This window comes from Kosakonia pseudosacchari, assembly GCF_900184035.1.
GTDB classification, from domain to species: domain Bacteria; phylum Pseudomonadota; class Gammaproteobacteria; order Enterobacterales; family Enterobacteriaceae; genus Kosakonia; species Kosakonia pseudosacchari.
This window is the reverse complement of record NZ_FXWP01000020.1, coordinates 36,777-55,308: the sequence shown is the minus strand read 5'-3', so window position 1 is coordinate 55,308 and position 18,532 is coordinate 36,777. Positions and strand designations below refer to the sequence as shown.

General features: G+C 53.2%; 16 protein-coding genes, 3 tRNA genes and 1 pseudogene. 11 read left to right on the top strand and 9 right to left on the bottom strand.

Annotated features, from left to right (window positions below):
* Genes BN2591_RS16810 through BN2591_RS16795 form a run of 4 tightly spaced genes read left to right on the top strand, consistent with a single transcriptional unit; the run spans position 1 to position 4,125 of the window.
* Entirely contained in the window at positions 1-1,113 is a 1,113-nt protein-coding gene (locus tag BN2591_RS16810) for a HesA/MoeB/ThiF family protein (protein ID WP_086873072.1), read from the top strand.
* A complete protein-coding gene (locus tag BN2591_RS16805) occupies positions 1,103-2,410 on the top strand; it encodes an MFS transporter (RefSeq protein ID WP_086873071.1) in 1,308 nt (435 codons plus the stop codon). Before BN2591_RS16810 ends, BN2591_RS16805 begins: the two co-directional genes overlap by 11 nt.
* Positions 2,400-3,344, top strand: coding sequence for a JmjC domain-containing protein (locus BN2591_RS16800; protein ID WP_159457497.1), 945 nt, complete (start codon positions 2,400-2,402; stop codon positions 3,342-3,344). The genes BN2591_RS16805 and BN2591_RS16800 overlap by 11 nt, the downstream gene beginning before the upstream one ends.
* Positions 3,325-4,125, top strand: coding sequence for a class I SAM-dependent methyltransferase (locus tag BN2591_RS16795; RefSeq protein ID WP_086873069.1), 801 nt, complete (start codon positions 3,325-3,327; stop codon positions 4,123-4,125). The genes BN2591_RS16800 and BN2591_RS16795 overlap by 20 nt, the downstream gene beginning before the upstream one ends.
* A gap of 94 nt (positions 4,126-4,219) precedes the next feature.
* On the opposite strand, the gene BN2591_RS16790 is transcribed toward BN2591_RS16795, so the two are convergent.
* Complete coding sequence (locus tag BN2591_RS16790) at positions 4,220-5,398, bottom strand: dienelactone hydrolase family protein (protein WP_086873068.1); 1,179 nt, start codon at positions 5,396-5,398, stop codon at positions 4,220-4,222.
* 295 nt (positions 5,399-5,693) lie between these two features.
* Positions 5,694-5,769 (bottom strand) — tRNA-Asn (locus BN2591_RS16785).
* A 6-nt stretch (positions 5,770-5,775) separates the two neighbouring features.
* On the opposite strand from BN2591_RS16785, the gene BN2591_RS25015 reads away from it, so the two are divergent.
* The 4 genes from BN2591_RS25015 (at position 5,776) to BN2591_RS16770 (ending at position 7,732) form a co-directional block, all read left to right on the top strand.
* Complete coding sequence (locus BN2591_RS25015; protein WP_368492378.1) at positions 5,776-5,934, top strand: DUF5951 family protein; 159 nt, start codon at positions 5,776-5,778, stop codon at positions 5,932-5,934.
* A gap of 27 nt (positions 5,935-5,961) precedes the next feature.
* Complete coding sequence (locus tag BN2591_RS16780) at positions 5,962-7,410, top strand: EmmdR/YeeO family multidrug/toxin efflux MATE transporter (RefSeq protein ID WP_086873067.1); 1,449 nt, start codon at positions 5,962-5,964, stop codon at positions 7,408-7,410.
* 81 nt (positions 7,411-7,491) lie between these two features.
* Positions 7,492-7,567: transfer RNA gene (locus tag BN2591_RS16775), tRNA-Asn, on the top strand.
* Positions 7,535-7,732, top strand: coding sequence for a hypothetical protein (locus BN2591_RS16770; RefSeq protein WP_086873066.1), 198 nt, complete (start codon positions 7,535-7,537; stop codon positions 7,730-7,732). The genes BN2591_RS16775 and BN2591_RS16770 overlap by 33 nt, the downstream gene beginning before the upstream one ends.
* Positions 7,733-7,813: 81 nt before the next feature.
* Here the strand turns inward: BN2591_RS16770 and BN2591_RS16765 are convergent, their stop codons facing one another.
* The 6 genes and pseudogenes from BN2591_RS16765 to BN2591_RS16740 all read right to left on the bottom strand — a co-directional run bounded on the left by BN2591_RS16765 (position 7,814) and on the right by BN2591_RS16740 (position 13,897).
* A complete protein-coding gene (locus BN2591_RS16765) occupies positions 7,814-9,592 on the bottom strand; it encodes an aminopeptidase P family protein (protein ID WP_086873065.1) in 1,779 nt (592 codons plus the stop codon).
* Between the two features lie 19 nt (positions 9,593-9,611).
* Complete coding sequence (locus BN2591_RS16760; RefSeq protein ID WP_086873064.1) at positions 9,612-11,066, bottom strand: AMP nucleosidase; 1,455 nt, start codon at positions 11,064-11,066, stop codon at positions 9,612-9,614.
* Between the two features lie 136 nt (positions 11,067-11,202).
* The gene (locus tag BN2591_RS16755) at positions 11,203-12,180 is read right to left on the bottom strand and encodes an MDR family oxidoreductase (RefSeq protein WP_086873063.1); all 978 of its coding nucleotides are present in this window, start codon (positions 12,178-12,180) and stop codon (positions 11,203-11,205) included.
* Positions 12,177-12,914: pseudogene (gene acuR / locus BN2591_RS16750) on the bottom strand (acrylate utilization transcriptional regulator AcuR). The gene BN2591_RS16755 and the pseudogene acuR overlap by 4 nt, the downstream one beginning before the upstream one ends.
* A 145-nt stretch (positions 12,915-13,059) precedes the next feature.
* Complete coding sequence (locus BN2591_RS16745) at positions 13,060-13,248, bottom strand: YjfB family protein (protein WP_017458405.1); 189 nt, start codon at positions 13,246-13,248, stop codon at positions 13,060-13,062.
* Between the two features lie 160 nt (positions 13,249-13,408).
* Entirely contained in the window at positions 13,409-13,897 is a 489-nt protein-coding gene (locus BN2591_RS16740) for a GNAT family N-acetyltransferase (RefSeq protein WP_086873061.1), read from the bottom strand.
* A gap of 96 nt (positions 13,898-13,993) precedes the next feature.
* Between BN2591_RS16740 and BN2591_RS16735 the strand changes: the two genes are divergently transcribed.
* Together BN2591_RS16735 and BN2591_RS16730 are read left to right on the top strand one after the other, a co-directional pair.
* A complete protein-coding gene (locus BN2591_RS16735; RefSeq protein WP_086873060.1) occupies positions 13,994-14,926 on the top strand; it encodes a LysR family transcriptional regulator in 933 nt (310 codons plus the stop codon).
* A gap of 350 nt (positions 14,927-15,276) precedes the next feature.
* Positions 15,277-16,821 (top strand): methyl-accepting chemotaxis protein, encoded by a 1,545-nt coding sequence (locus BN2591_RS16730; RefSeq protein ID WP_208616149.1) that lies wholly within the window; start codon positions 15,277-15,279, stop codon positions 16,819-16,821.
* A gap of 347 nt (positions 16,822-17,168) precedes the next feature.
* Here the strand turns inward: BN2591_RS16730 and BN2591_RS16725 are convergent.
* Positions 17,169-17,244, bottom strand: a tRNA-Asn gene (locus BN2591_RS16725).
* Positions 17,245-17,574: 330 nt separating this feature from the next.
* On the opposite strand from BN2591_RS16725, the gene nac reads away from it, so the two are divergent.
* On the top strand, positions 17,575-18,492 hold the full coding sequence (gene nac / locus BN2591_RS16720) for a nitrogen assimilation transcriptional regulator NAC (protein WP_086873058.1): 918 nt from the start codon (positions 17,575-17,577) through the stop codon (positions 18,490-18,492).
* Positions 18,493-18,532: the final 40 nt, after the last annotated feature.

Sequence of the window (18,532 nt, the reverse complement as noted above, 5' to 3'; positions counted from 1 at the left end):
ATGAATTCGTTATCTGATAATGAAAAAGAATTCTATCTCCGGCATTTTTCTTTGCCAGGGTTTGATGTCAATGCGCAGCTAAAAATAAAAAATGCCCGTGTTCTGGTTATCGGCAGCGGTGGTCTGGGCGCGCCCTGTTTGCTCTATCTTGCAGGGGCTGGGGTCGGCCACATAGGTATCGTCGATTCGGATGTTGTAAGCGCGAGTAATCTGCCAAGGCAAGTGCTGTTTGATTACCAGAGCATCGGCGAAAGTAAAGTCGAACATGCCGCCAGGCGTATTACGGCGCTCAATCCTTTTATTGACGTTAAAATCTATCCCGTCTTTCTGGATGAAAAAAATGCTGACGACATTATTAGCCAGTACGATATCGTAGTTGATTGTACGGATAATTTTGATGCGAAATATCTCATCAATGATGTTTGCGAGAAGAAACAAACGCCGCTAGTGTATGCTTCTATTTTTCAGTACGAAGGGCAATTAGCCGTGTTCCATTATTGCCAGAATGCAGAGCCAGCGTTGAGCTATCGCGATTTATTCCCGGAGCCTCCACAGGTCGGGCTGCGCGAAAATTGCAGCGATGCGGGCGTGCTGGGTACGCTACCGGGTATTCTGGGGACGATGCAGGCCGGGGAAGTGATCAAGATAATTACCGGGATTGGGGAGGTGCTTACCGATAGCGTCATGATTTATGATTCACTGAGCAACCGGTCCTCATTATTGCGGCTCAAAAAACGCGGTCGGGCAGTTATCAAACCGGCTTATGATGAATCAAGTGAGATCGAAAGCATCAATTTCAATCAGTTGGTTTCGCTGAAAACACACAATGACGGTTTGTGTTTATTGGATGTCAGGGAAACGGCTGAGCGGAATGTTATTTCCATCGGCGGAATGCATATCCCAATGCGGGAGTTGCCGGCACGCATCGCAGAACTCCCTCAGGATCAACTGATAGTGTGTTACTGCAAATCCGGGAGCCGTAGCAAACGCGCTATCCTGTATCTTAAGGATCAGGGATTTACCCACGTTGTTAACCTTACCGGCGGGATTATGGGGCTAACACAAAGCGAAAAGCAAAATTTGCGCGAATGGGATGGGTTGTATGAAAGTTGATGTGTTGATGCGTCTTGGCCCCCGTTTCTTCTTATTGCAAACGGGCACATCGCTGGGCATGGTGTCGGGGCATATTTTCCGACTGGCTATGGCCTGGTGGTGCCTGCAAGTCACGCACTCTGCGGTCGCTTTTTCTTCACTCATTGCGATATCCGTGGCGGCAGAGATTTACCTTAAACCGTTTCTGGCGTCATTTGGCGATCACTTCAATCGCATCAAATTTATCATTGCCTGCCAGTTCGCTGTTTTAGGGATCATCGCATTATTCTGCCTGGCAATTTATCTGGGATATTTCAACCTAGCGGCTATCACCTCGGGACTCGTGGTGATGAGCGCTATCTCATCTGTGCGTGAACCCACGATTATGGGGCTAATTCCCGATCTCGTTGCAGAAGGAGAAGTGACACAAGCTATATCGCACCGGTCGACCATCAATTCCATTATTATGTTGATAGGGCCGGTGATTGCCGCCTCGCTTATTTCGCTTTTTTCAGCAAGGGTTGCGCTGTACATTTCTGCACTGGTTTATGCATTGTCCAGCATCGCGTTTATTATTTTATTGTATAAATATGATGTGGACGCCGTTTCAACAGGCGAAAAGGAGACCTGGTTCCATAAAACGAAAGGGGCATTTAAAGCGATCTATCATGTAAAATCTGAGTTTCATATTGCATTGGTCTCCTCTGTCATTAATTTTACGATGTTTCCTTTCTTTTCCGTGACGATACCGTACTGGATTAGCACTGAATTAAAGCTTCCCGCTACCTATCTTGGTGCATTCGAATTCTCATTTGCTCTGGGGCTGATTGTTAGCAGTCTTTATATTAATGCTATCGTAAGAGCATGGGCGGGGCGGCTCAATAATGTTTTATTTGGTTTTGTCCTTTTGGGCAGTAGCGTCATGGCAATTGTCTTGATGGGAAATATCTATATTTCTATTGCGCTGGCGTTCTTCTGCGGTATGGCGTTTATTTTTATCAATGTTAACCTCAGTACGCTGCGCTCAACCGCAACGCCGCGTAATTACCGAACAAGAATGAGCGCCATGGCAGGCTTTTTATCCAGCCTAGCGAACCCTTTTGGCGTGGCTATTGCTGGCTGGTATATCAGTTTGTTGGGAGTGGTTCCGTTTACCGTTATTTCTGGTGCCGTTGTGGTGTTAATTGCCCCTGTAATTCTATGTTCTTTTCATTTGCGTCGGGCACTTTCACTTGATGAAGTTGAAATGAATGGGTATTACGAAAAAACTTATCCGGAAGCATTTTATAAACGCGGGGAGCACAAATATGAAGCCTGAGAATTATGCCATTGACGTGCTTCTAGGTCATGACCATTTTCAACAATTCATGTACTGTTATCAGCAAAATAAAGTTTATAAATGTCACTTTGACGCGGCAGCAGCAGAAATTTTGACGCCTGCTGATCTCGAAGAGATTATCAACACGCGCCGTCTGTCATTTCCACGCTGTCGATTAGTTCGATCGGGAAAGCCACTTTCGCCTGCGGAATATAATGAACGAAGCCACTCAGCGATGGGCGAGGGAATTATTAAGCTGATTCCACAACGGGTAATGCAGGAGATTGACAACGGTGCCACTCTGGCGCTGGATTTTGCGGAAGATCTGTCAACGACTATTCGTGCAGTTACCGAATCATTATCCGTTTTCTTCCAGGAAAGAACCGGGGCAACCATTTTTTTCAGTGTGGGTAATGAAAAAGGATTCACCACGCACTGGGATAATAGTGACACGCTTATTTTTCAACTGAGCGGCAAGAAAAAATGGCATCTTTATAAACCTGATTTTGCCTTTCCTGTCGCCGAAAACAAATCCGCAATGCCTGTTCCGGATGGGACACCGAGCGAAAGTTTTATTCTCAATACGAACGAATTTCTCTATTTACCGCGCGGGCAGTGGCATGCGCCAGAACCCTGTAACTCACACTCGCTCCATATCTCTTTTGCATTTCGCAGACGAAACGGTATAGATTTCGTCAAATCTGTGTTGCCGCAGTTGGCATCATACTTACCGCTCAGAAAAGACATTAATAAATTCGCCGATGAAGAAGAGCAGGCGCGCTATATCGAGACCGTACGTTCAGTGCTTGACGATATTATCACTACGGATAATCTGAATGCGTTTCTTGCATCCTGCCAGAACAGGCAATTTGTCGCGCCCCCGGTGTTGCTACAAGAACTGATAGGAAGAGGTAATGGCGAGTCTGAATCATGATTCCCGGGCAATTAATGAACCTACAGACAAAGTGGGTGATTATAACAACCTGCACAGCAAATTCGCGCAAACCGACCTCTTTCAGGCCTGCCTTCGCCAGGTATTAGGCGATGATTTTATTCCTACGGCTGGGCAATATTCCTTCGTCGGACGTAAGGCACTAAATTGGGTGACGGAGAAATTGCTTCAGAAGGGCGATATTTATTACGCGGCGGAAATTGGTTGTGGCAGCGGTGAATTCGCGCCGTATCTGGTTAAAGCGTTGCGCTGCTCTCTGCTGGCAACTGACTTTAGCCCAGTTGCCATCGAAAAAGCACGGCACAACAATATGCATCCGGAGATTACCTACGAGGTAGCCGATTTTTTTAATCTCCCGGTCACGGATAATAGCCTGGATGCGCTGGTCGGTTTTGATTGCGTTAATCATGCCAGTAGTTATGACCAATTATGTCGAGAGTTATCCAGGGTAATGAAGCCCGGTGGCAGAGTCGCGTTTACTAACTGGATGAAAAATTACTCCTTAACGCAACTGATAAACAGTGATCCGTTATGCGAATGCTTATCCAGGTATGGTTTTACCGTCGATAATATCTTGAGTATCGATAGCCATCTCACTAAGCAGTTCCAGTTTTATGGTCTGGTCTACCAAAACCAGCGCCTGATAAAAGAAACGCTGGGCGCAAATATTTATGACTCACTGATGAGTGAAGCAACGCACCTGTACCAGTTTCGCGGTTCAGTTTCTCATTTTGCATTTACCGCAACATTGAATGACGAATAGGGCAATTTGTCTGGAGTGTTCACCTGACACAGAGTGGGTTTCCAGGCTGGAACCATGCTGAGTGTGTTTTCTCTGTGACTGGTTTCTGTGGGGGCTAAGGCGTGTTTGCGGTTACGAGACGGTTATTAATGGCGTACACCGTGCATTTGCCCGCGCCCGGACGCTGCTCCTGTTGGCAGATATTTAGCGCCGTTTCTGCCGCTTCACGGCTGTTCCTGGCCCAGTACGCAGCGCCCCAGTCGCCGTCCTCGTCTGTGGCAAAGGCTTTTTCATAGCGTTGTGTTGCGGCATATTCTGAGAACGCTTTTTTACCGGCGGCATTGAGCGCAGGCGGTGCAGGCAGGTGCGTTTCGGGCAGAGGCACAGCTTCGCTGGCCGGTAAATGCTGCTGTTTTAGAAATGTGGCCACCGTCTGCCACCAGAAACTTTCCGGCGCTGAATCCATAAAGACATGTCCGTTGTTGCCGAAGGCCGGCATCGTGATGAATTGCGCCGTGTGGCCTCCCTGTTGATAGGCATCGAACATCTCTTTGCCCATCAATGGCGGGAAGGATTTATCATTTTTCGCATACAGCCACAGGGAGGGGATCTGCGCTGTTTTCCCGTAACGTGCGTAAGCTTGCAGCAGACCGGCTTTATCGCAGAGTGATTTCCCGTCAATAGCCCCTCGTCCGCCGTCGAAATTGATCACTGCCTTAACGCCTGGTGGGTTAGCCGCGCCAGCGGCAATTACCGCAAAACCGCCTGCGGACATCCCGGCCAGGATGGCGTTATCGGGTGCGGCCCACGGCTGGCGGCGCACAGCATCGAGGGCGGCGAGCAGATCACGGGTGTCCTGTGCTCCGGCCTGCATATGTAGCGGTTGCGCGCAGGAGCCATCGGCATACTCCGCCGCACCGCTTGATTGTCCGTACCCCTGACGCAGGACAACCACCGCCGCATAACCGTGGCGCGCAAAGGCGATAGCCGTTGAGGCATAACGGTTCGGGTTGATTATCCAGCGATCAAACTCTGCAGTGCCAACGGTTCCATTCGTGATTAACACCACGGGCAAAGGCGTCTGGCTGACCATACGTGTGACAAAGGCATCCAGCACGGCAGGCTGGCCATTATCTAAAGTCACCGCAAGCAAAAGCGGCTCTCTTATCAGCCCGTCAATCTGCTGGTATTGCGGAGCTTGTGCGTGATCATCAGCATGGCCTGCAGCAGTAAAGAGGAGGAGGGCGGTGGCGAAAAGAGAGTTTGCCAGACGAGTCGTAGAACGGTTACGCATGGTAGTGAACCCTGAAATGTGTGGCCTGAATAGATGCCGGGTGATTGGCGACCTGGCGTGCTGGTCACCTGTTTTTATGTTTTATGGCGCGCGGTATTGATCATGCATGGCCATGATTTCTGCAAGCCGCGAACATAGCATTAAAGTAAGCAAATATTTTCAACGGATTGCGAAACAGGTTCAGCGCGATGATGCGCAGCTGGAAAGGTGCATTTGGGGAGGGGGAAATTTATCGCGATCTTTAGCGGAACGATAAAAGCAAAAAAGCCTGCTTCAAAGCAGGCTTTTCATAATCTGGCTCCTCTGACTGGACTCGAACCAGTGACATACGGATTAACAGTCCGCCGTTCTACCGACTGAACTACAGAGGAATCGTTGTGGAGGCTTATCTTAGCGGCGAAAAATCTTTTGTCAAACCTCATTTCTCGCAGGGTGTGCTGACTGCTGAATCCATCGACAATTTGCGCTTGTTATCATCGATTTCTGCGGAAATGCTTTGCAGGATCAGGGTTTCTCCCCCATCATTTGAAATGTGATTTCACCTTTCGCGGCTAAGGACCAATTTGAACGTCGTCACTCCTCTTCGCCACGCTGTCATGCGCACGCCGTGGTACAGAAAGCGTAAAAGCTACCGTGTTTTATTCTGGCGAGAAATCACCCCCCTTGCCGTACCTATCTTCCTCGAAAACACCTGTGTCCTGATGATGGGCGTGCTCAGCACCTTCCTCGTAAGCTGGCTGGGCAAAGAGGCGATGGCGGGAGTAGGGCTTGCTGATAGCTTTAACATGGTGGTGATGTCGTTTTTCGCGGCTATCGACCTGGGCACCACGGTGGTGGTGGCCTTCAGCCTCGGTAAGCTGGACGGCGAGCGGGCGAGGGCAGCGACGCGCCAGTCGCTGGTGATCATGACCCTGTTTTCGATTGTACTGGCGGCGGTGATCCACTACTACGGTACGGAAATTATCGATTTTATCGCCGGGGCGGCAACGGCAGACGTCAAAGCGCTGGCGCTGACCTACCTCGAACTGACGGTGCTCAGCTACCCTGCTGCAGCTATTGCGCTGATTGGCAGTGGTGCGCTGCGCGGCGCGGGCAATACCAAAATCCCGCTGTTGATTAATGGCGGCATGAATATCCTCAACATTCTTATCAGCAGCGTGCTGATCTACGGTCTCTTCGGCTGGAAAGGGATGGGTTTCGCCGGAGCAGGGCTGGGGCTGACCATTTCGCGCTACATTGGCGCGGTGGCGATTATCTGGGTACTGATGATTGGCTTTAACCCGGCGCTGCGCATTCCGCTAAAAAGTTATTTCGAAAAGCTCAACTTCAGCATCATCTGGGAAGTGATGGGCATCGGTATTCCTGCCAGTATTGAATCGGTGCTGTTTAACGGCGGCAAGCTGCTGACACAGATGTTCGTTGCCGGCATGGGCACCAACGTTATCGCGGGTAACTTTATTGCTTTCTCCGTCGCCGCGTTGATCAACCTGCCGGGTAATGCGCTGGGTTCTGCCTCCACGATTATCACCGGTAAACGGCTGGGTAAAGGGCAGATAGGCCAGGCGGAGCGCCAGTTGCGTCATGTATTCTGGCTCTCGACGCTGTTACTGACCGCGCTTGCCTGGGGAACCGCGCCGTTTGCCGGGATTTTCGCCTCGTTTTACACCCGGGAAGAGGATGTAAAAGAGGTGGTTAAAGTGCTTCTCTGGCTTAACGCGGCGTTTATGCCCATCTGGGCGGCCTCCTGGGTGCTGCCAGCCGGGCTGAAAGGCGCGCGCGACGCCCGTTTCGCCATGTGGGTATCAATGCTTGGAATGTGGGGCTGTCGCGTCGTCGCCGGTTATACCCTGGGGATTATGCTCGGTATGGGCGTGGTTGGTGTCTGGCTTGGGATGTTCCTTGACTGGGCGGTGCGCGGCGCGCTGTTTTACTGGCGTATGGTCAGCGGACGCTGGCTGTGGAAGTATCCGAAGCCGCAAAAAAGGGCCATTTCTGCGCAGAATGGAGAATAATTCGGCAAACGCGCCAAAATGTGAAAAACAGGCTTTGACAAGGGCCAGGGGCATCGCTAATATTCGCCCCGTTCACACGATTCCTCTGTAGTTCAGTCGGTAGAACGGCGGACTGTTAATCCGTATGTCACTGGTTCGAGTCCAGTCAGAGGAGCCAGATTTAAAAAAGCCTGCTTTTAAGCAGGCTTTTTTGTTTTTCTGCACTCTTACATCCGTTGACTGGCGCTTTGCCCTGCGTGGCTATTTTTTGAAGCGCCATAATATCGTGATGGCAAAAGCGAACGACGCCGCCACGCCTGCTTATCAGGCCGGGTGGCGATAAGCTGGCAAAAACACTGAAGCGTTACCGCTACACTTTTAAAATAAAACCCGCCGCGGCGGGTTTTTTGAATAAAACGAATATTTAGCTCGCCTGTACGCGCAGCGGTGCAGTGGCGGTAAACAGCCACGCGCGGGCGTCGTCATCAACCAGCGGCGACAGGGTGTCGCGCACCTGCTGGTGATAGTCATCCAGCCATTGCTGCTCCTGTTCGCTAAGCAGGCTCCACTCCACCTGGCTTAAATCAATCGGGATAAGCGTCAGCGAAGCAAAGCGGCAGAATCCCGGCTGGCTTTCCACCACTTCCACCTGGTTTTCAATACGAATGCCGTAGTTGTCCGCTAAATAGTAACCCGGCTCGATAGTCATGATGTTGCCCGCCGACAGCGGCCACGGATTGACCTTTTTCGCAATGCGCTGCGGCTGCTCATGGATCAACAACTGATGACCAACGCCATGGCCGGTGCCGTGGTCAAAATCCAGCCCTAAATCCCATAGCGCCCGGCGCGCAAACGCATCCAACTGGTGGCCGTGCGTACCGGCAGGAAATTGCAGGGTGAACATTGATAAAAAGCCTTTCAGCACGGCGGTGTAATGCAATCGCTGCTGGGCACTGAGCGCGCCAAATGACAGTGTACGCGTCGCGTCAGTAGTACCGTTCTGGTACTGGCCGCCGGAATCATTCAGATAGAAGTTGGCGCTGGTGATGGCTTTGTTGGTTTTTTCGCTGCTGTGGTAATGGCACATCGCCGCATTGCTGGCGGAGGCTGAAATGGTGCTGAAACTCTGTTCAATAAAGCCCGGCTGCCGCTGGCGGAATGTCAGCTGTTTTTGCTGCGCTTCCAGCTCGGTTACCGGGTTGCCCGCCGCTTCACGTGCGGGCACTTCGCGCGCCAGCCAGGCGAGGAAATTAACCCACGCTGCGCCATCCTGCTGGTGGCTTTCGCGATAGCCTGCCAGTTCGGTGGCGTTTTTATGCGCTTTGATAAAGGTAATAGGATCGGCGCTCCACAGCACTTCGCCACCCCGCTGTTCAATCGCGAAACGCAGCGCCACTGGCGCGAAATCACCATCAAGCAGGATGCGTTTCCCGGCGGCAATTTGCTGGCAGCGCGGCAGGAAGGCGTCAAAATCATGCAGCGTCAGCGTTGAGGTGAGCTGCGCAGATAACGCGGTGGTTTTCTGCGGGTTCACAAACCACTCGACGGCTCCCTCGCGGCTGAGCAGGGCGAAGGAATGCGCCACCGGATTCATTGCAATGTCTGACCCACGAATATTCAGCAGCCAGGCGATGTTATCGGGCAGCGTGATCGCCAGGTAATCCGCGCCTTTTTCCGCCAGCACCCGCGCGATGCGTGCGCGTTTATCGGCGCTACTTTCACCGCTTATCGCCAGCGGCATCTCACGAATGACGCCGCACGGTGCCGCCGGGCGGTCGGCCCAGATGGCATCGAACGGATCGCTATCCAGCGCCACCAGTTCACAGTGCGTGGCGTTCAGCGCCTGAAACTGGCTATTAACCATCAGCAGTGGCTCAAAACCGATGCGGCTGCCCGCAGGTAAGGAAGCGTTTAACCACTGATCCAGTGGCTCGTTGTGCAAATGGTGGATCTCAAAATCATGGAGATCGACTTCGCTGCGCACCTGCACCTGGTAGCGGCCATCCACGAACAGCAGCGCCTTGTCGCGCAGCACCAGCGCCAGCCCGGCAGAACCGGTAAAGCCCGTGAGCCACTGGAGTTTATTGTCATGTGGCGCGCAGTCTTCGCTCTGGTGCGCATCGGCGCGCGGAACAATCATGCCGTCAAGCTCCATGGCGACCAGACGATCGCGTAACGCTTGTAACGGTGTTGGGGTTTGCATGGTTAATCCTTTTTAATTGTTATCTGAATGGCGGTTCGTTAAAGGTGCGCAATTTACGCGAGTGCAGGCGGTCGCCCTCTGCGCGAAGCAGATCGATGGCGCGGATGCCAATTTGCAAATGCTCGGAAATCGCCCCTTCGTAAAAACGGTTGGCCTGGCCGGGGAGTTTGATCTCGCCATGCAGCGGCTTATCCGACACGCAAAGTAAGGTGCCATACGGCACGCGGAAGCGATAACCCTGGGCGGCAATGGTGGCGCTTTCCATATCTATCGCCACCGCGCGGCTTAAGTTAAAGCGCAGTGAGGAGGCAGAATAGCGCAGCTCCCAGTTGCGATCGTCGGTGGTGACCACCGTGCCGGTACGCAGCCGCTGTTTGACCTCCTCACCCGGCATGTCGCTCACCGCTTTGGTCGCGTCATACAGCGCACGCTGTACTTCGGCGATGCTCGGGATCGGAATATCCGGCGGCAGCACGGCGTCCAGCACGTGGTCGTCGCGCAGGTAGGCATGCGCCAGCACGTAATCACCAATCGCCTGGCTTTCCCGCAGGCCGCCGCAGTGGCCAATCATCAGCCAGACATCCGGGCGCAACACGGCCAGGTGATCGCAAATGGTTTTCGCGTTCGACGGGCCCACACCAATATTAATCAGCGTAATTCCCTGACCGTCAGCGGTGACCAGGTGCCATGCCGGCATCTGGTGCTTTTTCCACGCCAGATCAGAAATCGCCTGCTCAGGCGCTTCCGTATCGGCTGTGATCCAGTTACCGCCCGCGCAGGAGAGCGCGACGTAAGGGCTATCGGGGTTGAGGATCTCGTTACAGCCCCAGCGCACGAACTCATCGACATAACGCGTGTAGTTGGTAAACAACACAAACGGCTGGAAGTGTTCAACCGGCGTGCCGGTGTAGTGGCGCAGTCGCGCCAGCGAGAAATCCACGCGGCGCGCATCAAAATGGGAAAGCGGGTAAAGCTCAGTCGGGTGGAACAGGCCATCGGCGGTCTCGTCGCCAATCTGCGCCAGTTCGGTAGTGGGAAAATGGCGCGTTAAGCCCGCGCTCATTGACCTGTCGAGCGTCAGCTCCGAACCGTCAATCACGTAAGGGTACGGGATTTCATGCGCCGATAACCCCACCTCAATGTGTGCGCCATAGTCCTGACACAGCAGTGTTAATTGTTCGAGTAAATAGGGACGAAACAGCGAAGGACGGGTGATGGTGGTGGTGTAACAGCCCGAATGGGTGAAGCGGGCGTAGGCGCGGGTTTTTGGTGGATTCGTCGCGCTGCCATTCCAGCTTACGGATAACTGCGGATAGACGAATAACCCTTGTGCGCGGGCGTCGGTATCAGGAAGCTGGCCGTCGTCAATATAGCGAGCGATCGCCTGACGAAGGGCCTCGACGGAACGGTCATACAGCGCTTCAAGTTGATCCAGCGCTTGTTCCGGGGTCAAATTTGCACCCTTATTATTCATCTTTATCTCCTTATCTGCTCTACGGCTGTAGCCGATAGTATGTCACAGGAATGTGAAACGAAAGCAGCGCGCAACGGGATTCAGAGGAAACGGATGAGGGAACGATCCGGCGCGACAGCCCGCGCCGGAAGACGGATTAGCCGCTGATTTTCACCAGTGTACGACCCTGGATTTTATTGCTGAGAAAATCGGCAGCGGTTGCCGGAGCCTGTTCCAGCGTAATTTCGGTTGCGGCCTGCTGGTAGTAACTTTCTGGCAACGTGCGTGCGAGATTTTCCCACACGGCGCCGCGCTGTGCGGTTGGCACCATCACGGAATCCACGCCCTGCAAACGGACGTTGCGCAGAATAAACGGCATCACAGTGGTCGGCAGCTCGAAACCGCCTGCCAGACCGCAAGCGGCAACGCAGCCGCCGTAGTTCGTCTGCGCCAGCACTTTTGCTAATACGTGATTGCCAACGGTATCAATCGCACCGGCCCATAGCTGTTTTTCCAGCGGACGGGTCTGTTCAAAATCGCTGCGCGGCAGGATCTCATCGGCACCCAGCTTACGCAGAAAATCATGGGTCGATTCGCGTCCGGTCACGGCAGCAACGGTGTAGCCCAGCGCTTTCAGCAGCACGACAGCGGTACTGCCGACGCCACCGCTGGCACCAGTGACCAACACGGTACCATCCTGCGGTTTAATGCCTGCATTCTGTAGCGCCATGACGCACAGCATGGCGGTAAAACCGGCGGTGCCAATGATCATCACATTGCGCGCACTTAACCCTTCCGGCAGCGCAACCAGCCAGTCACCTTTTACGCAGGCCTGCGCGGCAAGGCCGCCCCAGTGGTTTTCGCCCACGCCCCAGCCGGTGAGGATCACGGCCTGGCCGGGAGCAAAGCGCGCATCGCGGCTTTCGCTCACGCGACCACAAAAATCAATGCCCGGCACCATCGGGAACTGGCGAATAATTTTGCCTTTACCGGTGATTGCCAGCGCGTCTTTGTAGTTAAGGCTGGACCAGTCGATATCGACCCGAACGTCGCCTTCACCCGGTGCGGGCAGGGCTATCTCTTTCACTTCCGCCAGGGTTTTATTCTCACTCTGTTCCAGAACTAATGCTTTCATGACTGCGTTTTCCTCGTCGGATGAGGTGTATTTTCGGCGTTTTCGCCGTCCTGTGCAGATGCTCCATCCCCCGTCATGCTTTACGCAGCAGAGGCGGTTGTTATGCTGTGGTGGAAAAATTGCCAGTACTGATCCAGCGGCTCGACGGAGCGGAACAGTTTGGCGCGCATCACGGCACCTTCCCAGCCGGACCAGAACACACTAGCCAGCTCGCGGCTTGCGGTGTCTGGCGGCAGTTCGCCGCAGGCTTTTGCCTCATCCAGACACGCTGCGATGCGCGTTTCCCAGTCGGTGAGGATCGCTTTCAGGCGCTCAGGGAAGGCTTCCGGTAACAGTGGCGTTTCCTGTAACAGATTCCCCACCAGGCAACCACGGCGGAAGGCGTATTTCGCCATTCCCTGGCCCGCGTGATGCACAAAGGCAGCCATGCGTTGCAGCGGGGAGAGTTGGGTATCGCCTAAAAATTTGTCCAGTTTATGGGCGAAAAAGTCGCCGTAAGCGGCGAGCACCGCCATGCCAAATTCCTGCTTACTTTTAAAGCAGTGATAGAACGAGCCTTTCGGCACTGCGATATTTTTGATCACCGCATCAATGCCCGCCGACAGATAGCCGGTTTCCGTTAGCACTTCCAGACCCGAACGAATCAGCTCCTGGCGGGTATCGGTAAAGTCGCGCTCAACTTTTGGCGGCCGCCCACGGCGGGGTTTTTGCAGTGCTGCTGTTTCGCCATTCATAATTTAGACCGATCGGTTTTAATTCGGCAGAGGCTACGCCGATTTAACATTGCAGGCAAGCGAAAAACAAAAAAGCCCGCGCGAGGCGGGCTTGCAAACGTTGCCGGTTGGCGCTGTTACCGCAAGCGCCAGCGGGCAAAATGGCTTAAGCGGTGGTATTGATATTACGACCGATTGCCGGGTTGGAAGGTAACTGCGGGATCTGCTGAATCAAGTCGCTGGCGATGGTTTTCTGCGTATCGAGCGCTTTTTTCAGCACCAGCGTATTGACTTGATTATCAAGCTGATAAGAGTCAAGGCTGCTGGCTAATGATGCAATTTGTATCGGATCCATGCTGTAAATCCTTTATTGTAGAAAAAACAACCAAAGAACAGCTATGAGTATAGCTGCACAGTTTTTATCGGCAGCAAGCGCGGGATCTTTAAGCGAGGCGTGAGACGAAGCGGATGATGAATAAGCGAAAACCCGCCGTGGCGGGTTTAATGAAGAGAGATTACGTGCGGGGGTTTTCGGCGAATTTCAGCAGGGCATCACCATCCAGCCGGTAACGTACCCATTCACTTTGCGCCCGCGCGCCGATGCTCTGGTAAAAATCAATAGCGGGCTGGTTCCAGTCGAGCACGCTCCACTCCAGACGACCGCAGCGGCGCTCAACGGCGTACTGCGCAATCTTTTGCAGCATCGCTTTTCCGGCACCGTTGCCGCGAAAAGCGGGCGAAACGTAGAGATCTTCCATGTAAATACCGTTGCGGCCAAGCCAGGTCGAATAACTGGTGAAGAACACTGCGTAACCCACGGCTTTGCCTTCGATTTCACAGAGTAAGGCTTCCGTTTTACTCTCTGCGCCGAACAAGGTTTCGCGGATTTCATCCGCAGTGGTGATCACTTCTTCAGGAGCTTTTTCATACACCGCCAGTTCATAAATCATCTCAAAAATGGCGTTTGCGTCAGTCGGGCGGGCCGGGCGGATGATAATGCTCATTGCTGTTCCTGTTGTTTTTACCGGGAGTTCAAAATTGATGGTCGCCAGCATAAGCGGTATCGTGCAAAGAATTAAGTGCAATGAAATCACCAGTCGATGAATATTATGCATCCAACGTTACGCCGTCTTGATCTCAACCTGTTACCGGTTTTCGACGCGGTCTATCGCCACCGTTCTGTGCGCCAGGCGGCAGAAGAACTGGCGATGAGCACCTCGGCGCTTAGCCACGCGCTCTCAAGATTACGCGCGACGCTCAACGATCCGTTATTTTACCGGGAAGGGCATCTTATGTGCCCAAGCGTCTATGCCAGCCAACTCGCGCCCGCTATCGCGTCGGCCTTAGCGCATCTCAACCATCAACTCACCCCGCAAGCAGAATTTAATCCCGCAACGACAACAGACTGTTTGCAGATCGCCATCACCGATTTCACCGCGTTTAGTATTTTTCCCGCGCTGATGGCTGAATTGCAGTACACGGCACCTGGCCTGCGTTTCGAGTTTCGCTATTTGCCGCATAGCCCGGCGCTCAATGAACTGCTGGCTGGAGAAGTGGATTTTGCGCTGGGGTTTAGCGCGCCGCAGGATAGTCATTACGCGGAACTGGACGAGATCGACTGGTTTACCGATGAGTATGTCGTTATCAGCAATCCACGCAGGCAACAGTTAACGCTGGATGATTACCTTGCCGCGCGCCACCTGGTGGTGACGCCATGGAATGAAAGCAAAGGCGTGCTGGACCGGGAACTTGAACGTCTGGGTTACAGGCGGCAGGTGGCGATAAAAACCCCCTCGATGCTCAGCGCGCCTTTTATTATCGCCGACAGCGATCTGCTGATGGCGCTTCCGCGTTCGGCAGCGGAAAAGTTAAAGCAGGCGGCAGGGATCACCATTTTTGCGCTGCCTTTTGCAGTTCCCCCGTTTGAGGTGAAGATTTATTCCCATAAACGCAGCGGCAAGCGAGGGGCGGCACAATGGCTGCACAAAATGTTGAAAGAACTGCCGCACACGCAAACCACGCGCAACACGTAAAGCCTGCCCGTAAGCCAGACTCTGCGCAGGGCACACAAAAACGGCGAGACTCCGTTAGCGAATGCGGCGGGATCCCGCTGTCCTCTCTGTGACGCTTTCGCGCCTGAGTGTGACGGCGTTCTTATTTATTAATAAGACTTTCGCCGGATGAATTAACCTGCCAAAAAATAACACTCTATTTATTAATTAGTTACTTTTTCATAACTTCAAAACGGTTACGTTGTGAAAGATATACAACTTCTATCGATTAACTCGTTTTTTTTTATTTCCGATATAGAGATAAGGCGCGGTTCGAACGCCCGAAGCCGATGCTGTACCCGCCATATAAAACAACAATAGGTACTCATGCCATGAAACTATCCCTCGCGCAAAAACTTTGGCTCCCTCTCATCGTGGCACTGGTGTGCCTTGCCGGGACGCTGCTCTACAGCTCTTTTACGGTCAAAGAAGACCAACTGGCGCTGCGGAAAAACGAGTTGCAGCATGTTTCGCAACTGGCGCTCAGTATCGTCAAAACACAGGCCGCGCTGGTTGATAAAGGGGCGATCACCCAGCAGGAAGCGCAGCAGCGCGCAACCCAGTTGATTAAAGATTTACGCTATGGGGAAACGGGATATTTCACGATTCTCAATACCCAGGCTGAAGTGATTATGCATCCGATCAACGCGAAACTAATTGGTCAGGGGCCGCAGATTGCCGATGCCAATGGCGCCTATATCTTCAGAGATATGGTTGCGGTTACCCGTGATAATCAGGCCGGGTTTACCGCTTACGTTTTCCCTCGTCCTGGCGAGACGGAAGCTCAGCCGAAAATCGCTTACAGCATTCCGTGGACGCCCTGGGGCTGGATCATCACCACCGGGCTTTATGTGGATGATATCGACACGGCATTTCGGGTTTCGCTCTACCAGAACCTGATTGAGTTTGTGGCTATCAGTATTCTGCTGTCGGTGATTGTATATCTTATTAACCGGGGAACACTGCTGGCGCTTGGGGGCGAACCTCGTTATGCCGTCGATGTTGCCGCGCGGATTGCCGCCGGGGATCTTTCGCAGACGGTGGATAAAAAAGCCGGGGACAACTCAAGCCTGATCCACGAAATGGGCGTGATGCGTGAGCAACTGACCGCGGTGATTAAAGATATCCGTGAAGGAGCGGAGATCATTAACACCAGCACCCATGATATTGTTGCAGGAAATCAACAAATTGCCTCTCATTCCGAGCAACAGGCGATGTCGCTGGAACGTACCTCCTCCAGCATGGAGGAGATCACCGCCGCCGTGAAACAAAACGCGGAGAACGCCGGGCAGGCGCGCCATCTGGCGAGTGAAGCCGTGGATATTGCCTCGCGCGGCGGAGTGGTCATGCAGAGCATGAATGAAACCATGAACGGTATCTCCGAAAGCGCCGGGAAAATAGCGAGCATTATCGAGGTGGTTAACGGCATCGCGTTTCAGACCAATATTCTGGCGCTGAACGCGGCGGTTGAAGCAGCCAGAGCCGGGGAACAGGGCAGAGGCTTCGCGGTGGTTGCGGGTGAAGTGCGCAGCTTGTCATTGCGCAGCTCACAGGCGGCGCAGGAAATTAAAGGGCTGGTGGAAGAGTCTGTCACTCGCGTCAACAACGGCTCGTCACAGATCAAAATTGCTGGCAGCAGTATCGACGAGATGATTGTGGCGGTGCGGCGTGTCTCGGACATCATGTCGGAAATCTCTGTCGCCACCGACGAGCAGAGCAAAGGCATCAGCCACGTTAACGAAGCGATTGTGCAAATTGACGCGGTAACGCAGCAGAACACCGCGCTGGTTCAACATGCAGTTTCGGCCGCCAGTGCGCTGGAAGAGCAGACCCGTCGGCTGACGCAGACTGTGGCCTTTTTTAATACCGGCAGATAATCATCGCCTCATCCCGCTAACGGGCCTGCACAGCCAGGCCCGTTAATCTTTATCTCTACCAGCTTCGCCAATACAGGCAAACCCGCACTTGCAATACGGGACCTGACCTTCACTTTTACTGCGGTGAACCGCGTTTTTCCCTGTACCGGCAAGCGTAATCCCTGAGTGCAGCAATACGGCTTGTCAGGAATAGCTGAAAAAACGAGAGGGTTGAAAACTGCGGCTGGTGCCTGGCGAGCAAACGCTCAGCTATCAAAGCCACGTTTTACCTGAATGAAAGGTGATTGGTTTCGCATACTAGCGGTAGAAAAGCAAAAAGCCTGCTTAAAAGCAGGCTTTTTTAAATCTGGCTCCTCTGACTGGACTCGAACCAGTGACATACGGATTAACAGTCCGCCGTTCTACCGACTGAACTACAGAGGAATCGTGTGAACGGGGCGAATATTAGCGATGCCCCTGGCCCTTGTCAAAGGCTGGATCGTTCTGTGGCGATCGTTTGCTGACTATTTCAGCAATCTGCTGTCACGATAAGCACTTAAACGCGCATTTGCACCAAAACTGTGCAATAAGTCTTTCGTGGGGCATCATACAAACCACTGTTTCAGTAATAATTCCCCCGGTTGTAATTAGAATCTCTTATTATCCAGCCTGTTAGCGCCTTTCATTTTGCCTAACTAAAACTGGCAAGCATATTGCAACTCTCCTGACAACATCACATCCGGCGTTGGCACTGGTATCCGTACAGGAGGCAAAATGAACTTAAGACGACTGAAATACTTCGTAAAAATCGTCGATATTGGAAGCCTGACTCAGGCAGCCGAAGTATTACATATTGCGCAGCCCGCGCTGAGCCAGCAGGTTGCCACTCTGGAAGGCGAACTGGATCAGCAATTACTGATTCGCACCAAACGTGGCGTGACGCCGACGGAAGCGGGCAAAATCCTCTACACCCACGCACGGACAATTTTGCGCCAGTGCGAACAGGCGCAACTGGCGGTAAACAATGTCGGTCAATGCCTGCGGGGACAAGTCTCTATTGGTCTGGCGCCGGGTACTGCCGCATCTTCCGTCACCATGCCGCTGTTGCAGGCGGTGCGTACCGAGTTGCCGGAAGTCATGGTTTATCTGCATGAAAATAGTGGCTCAACGCTGAACGATAAATTGCTCAGCGGGCAACTGGATATGGCGGTGCTGTATGAACGCGCGCCGGGCGCGGGGATTAACAGCCTGCCGCTGCTAAAAGAGGATTTGTATCTGGTGGGCACACGTGACTGCCCGGGGCAGAGCGTCGATCTGACGGCGGTTGCCGATATGAATCTATTCCTGCCGCGCGATTACAGCGCCGTCCGTTTGCGTGTTGATGAAGCGTTTTCGCTGCGTCGGCTGACCGCGAAAATCATTGGCGAAATTGAGTCGATCGCCACGCTGACGGCGGCGATTGCCAGCGGAATGGGCGTGACGGTGCTGCCGGAGTCTGCCGCACGTTCGCTGTGCGCCGCGACGAACGGCTGGATGGCGCGTATCACCACGCCTTCGATGAACTTACCATTGTCATTGAACGTTTCCGCGCGCGGCACGCTCTCGCCGCAGGCGCAAGCGGTGAAAGATATTTTAATGTCGTTAGTCAGCCGCCCGGCGATGGAAAGCCATGAGTTGCAGCTGGTAAGTTAAGCATTATTCCTTAATGGAATAAGATGCTGGTTTTTATTAT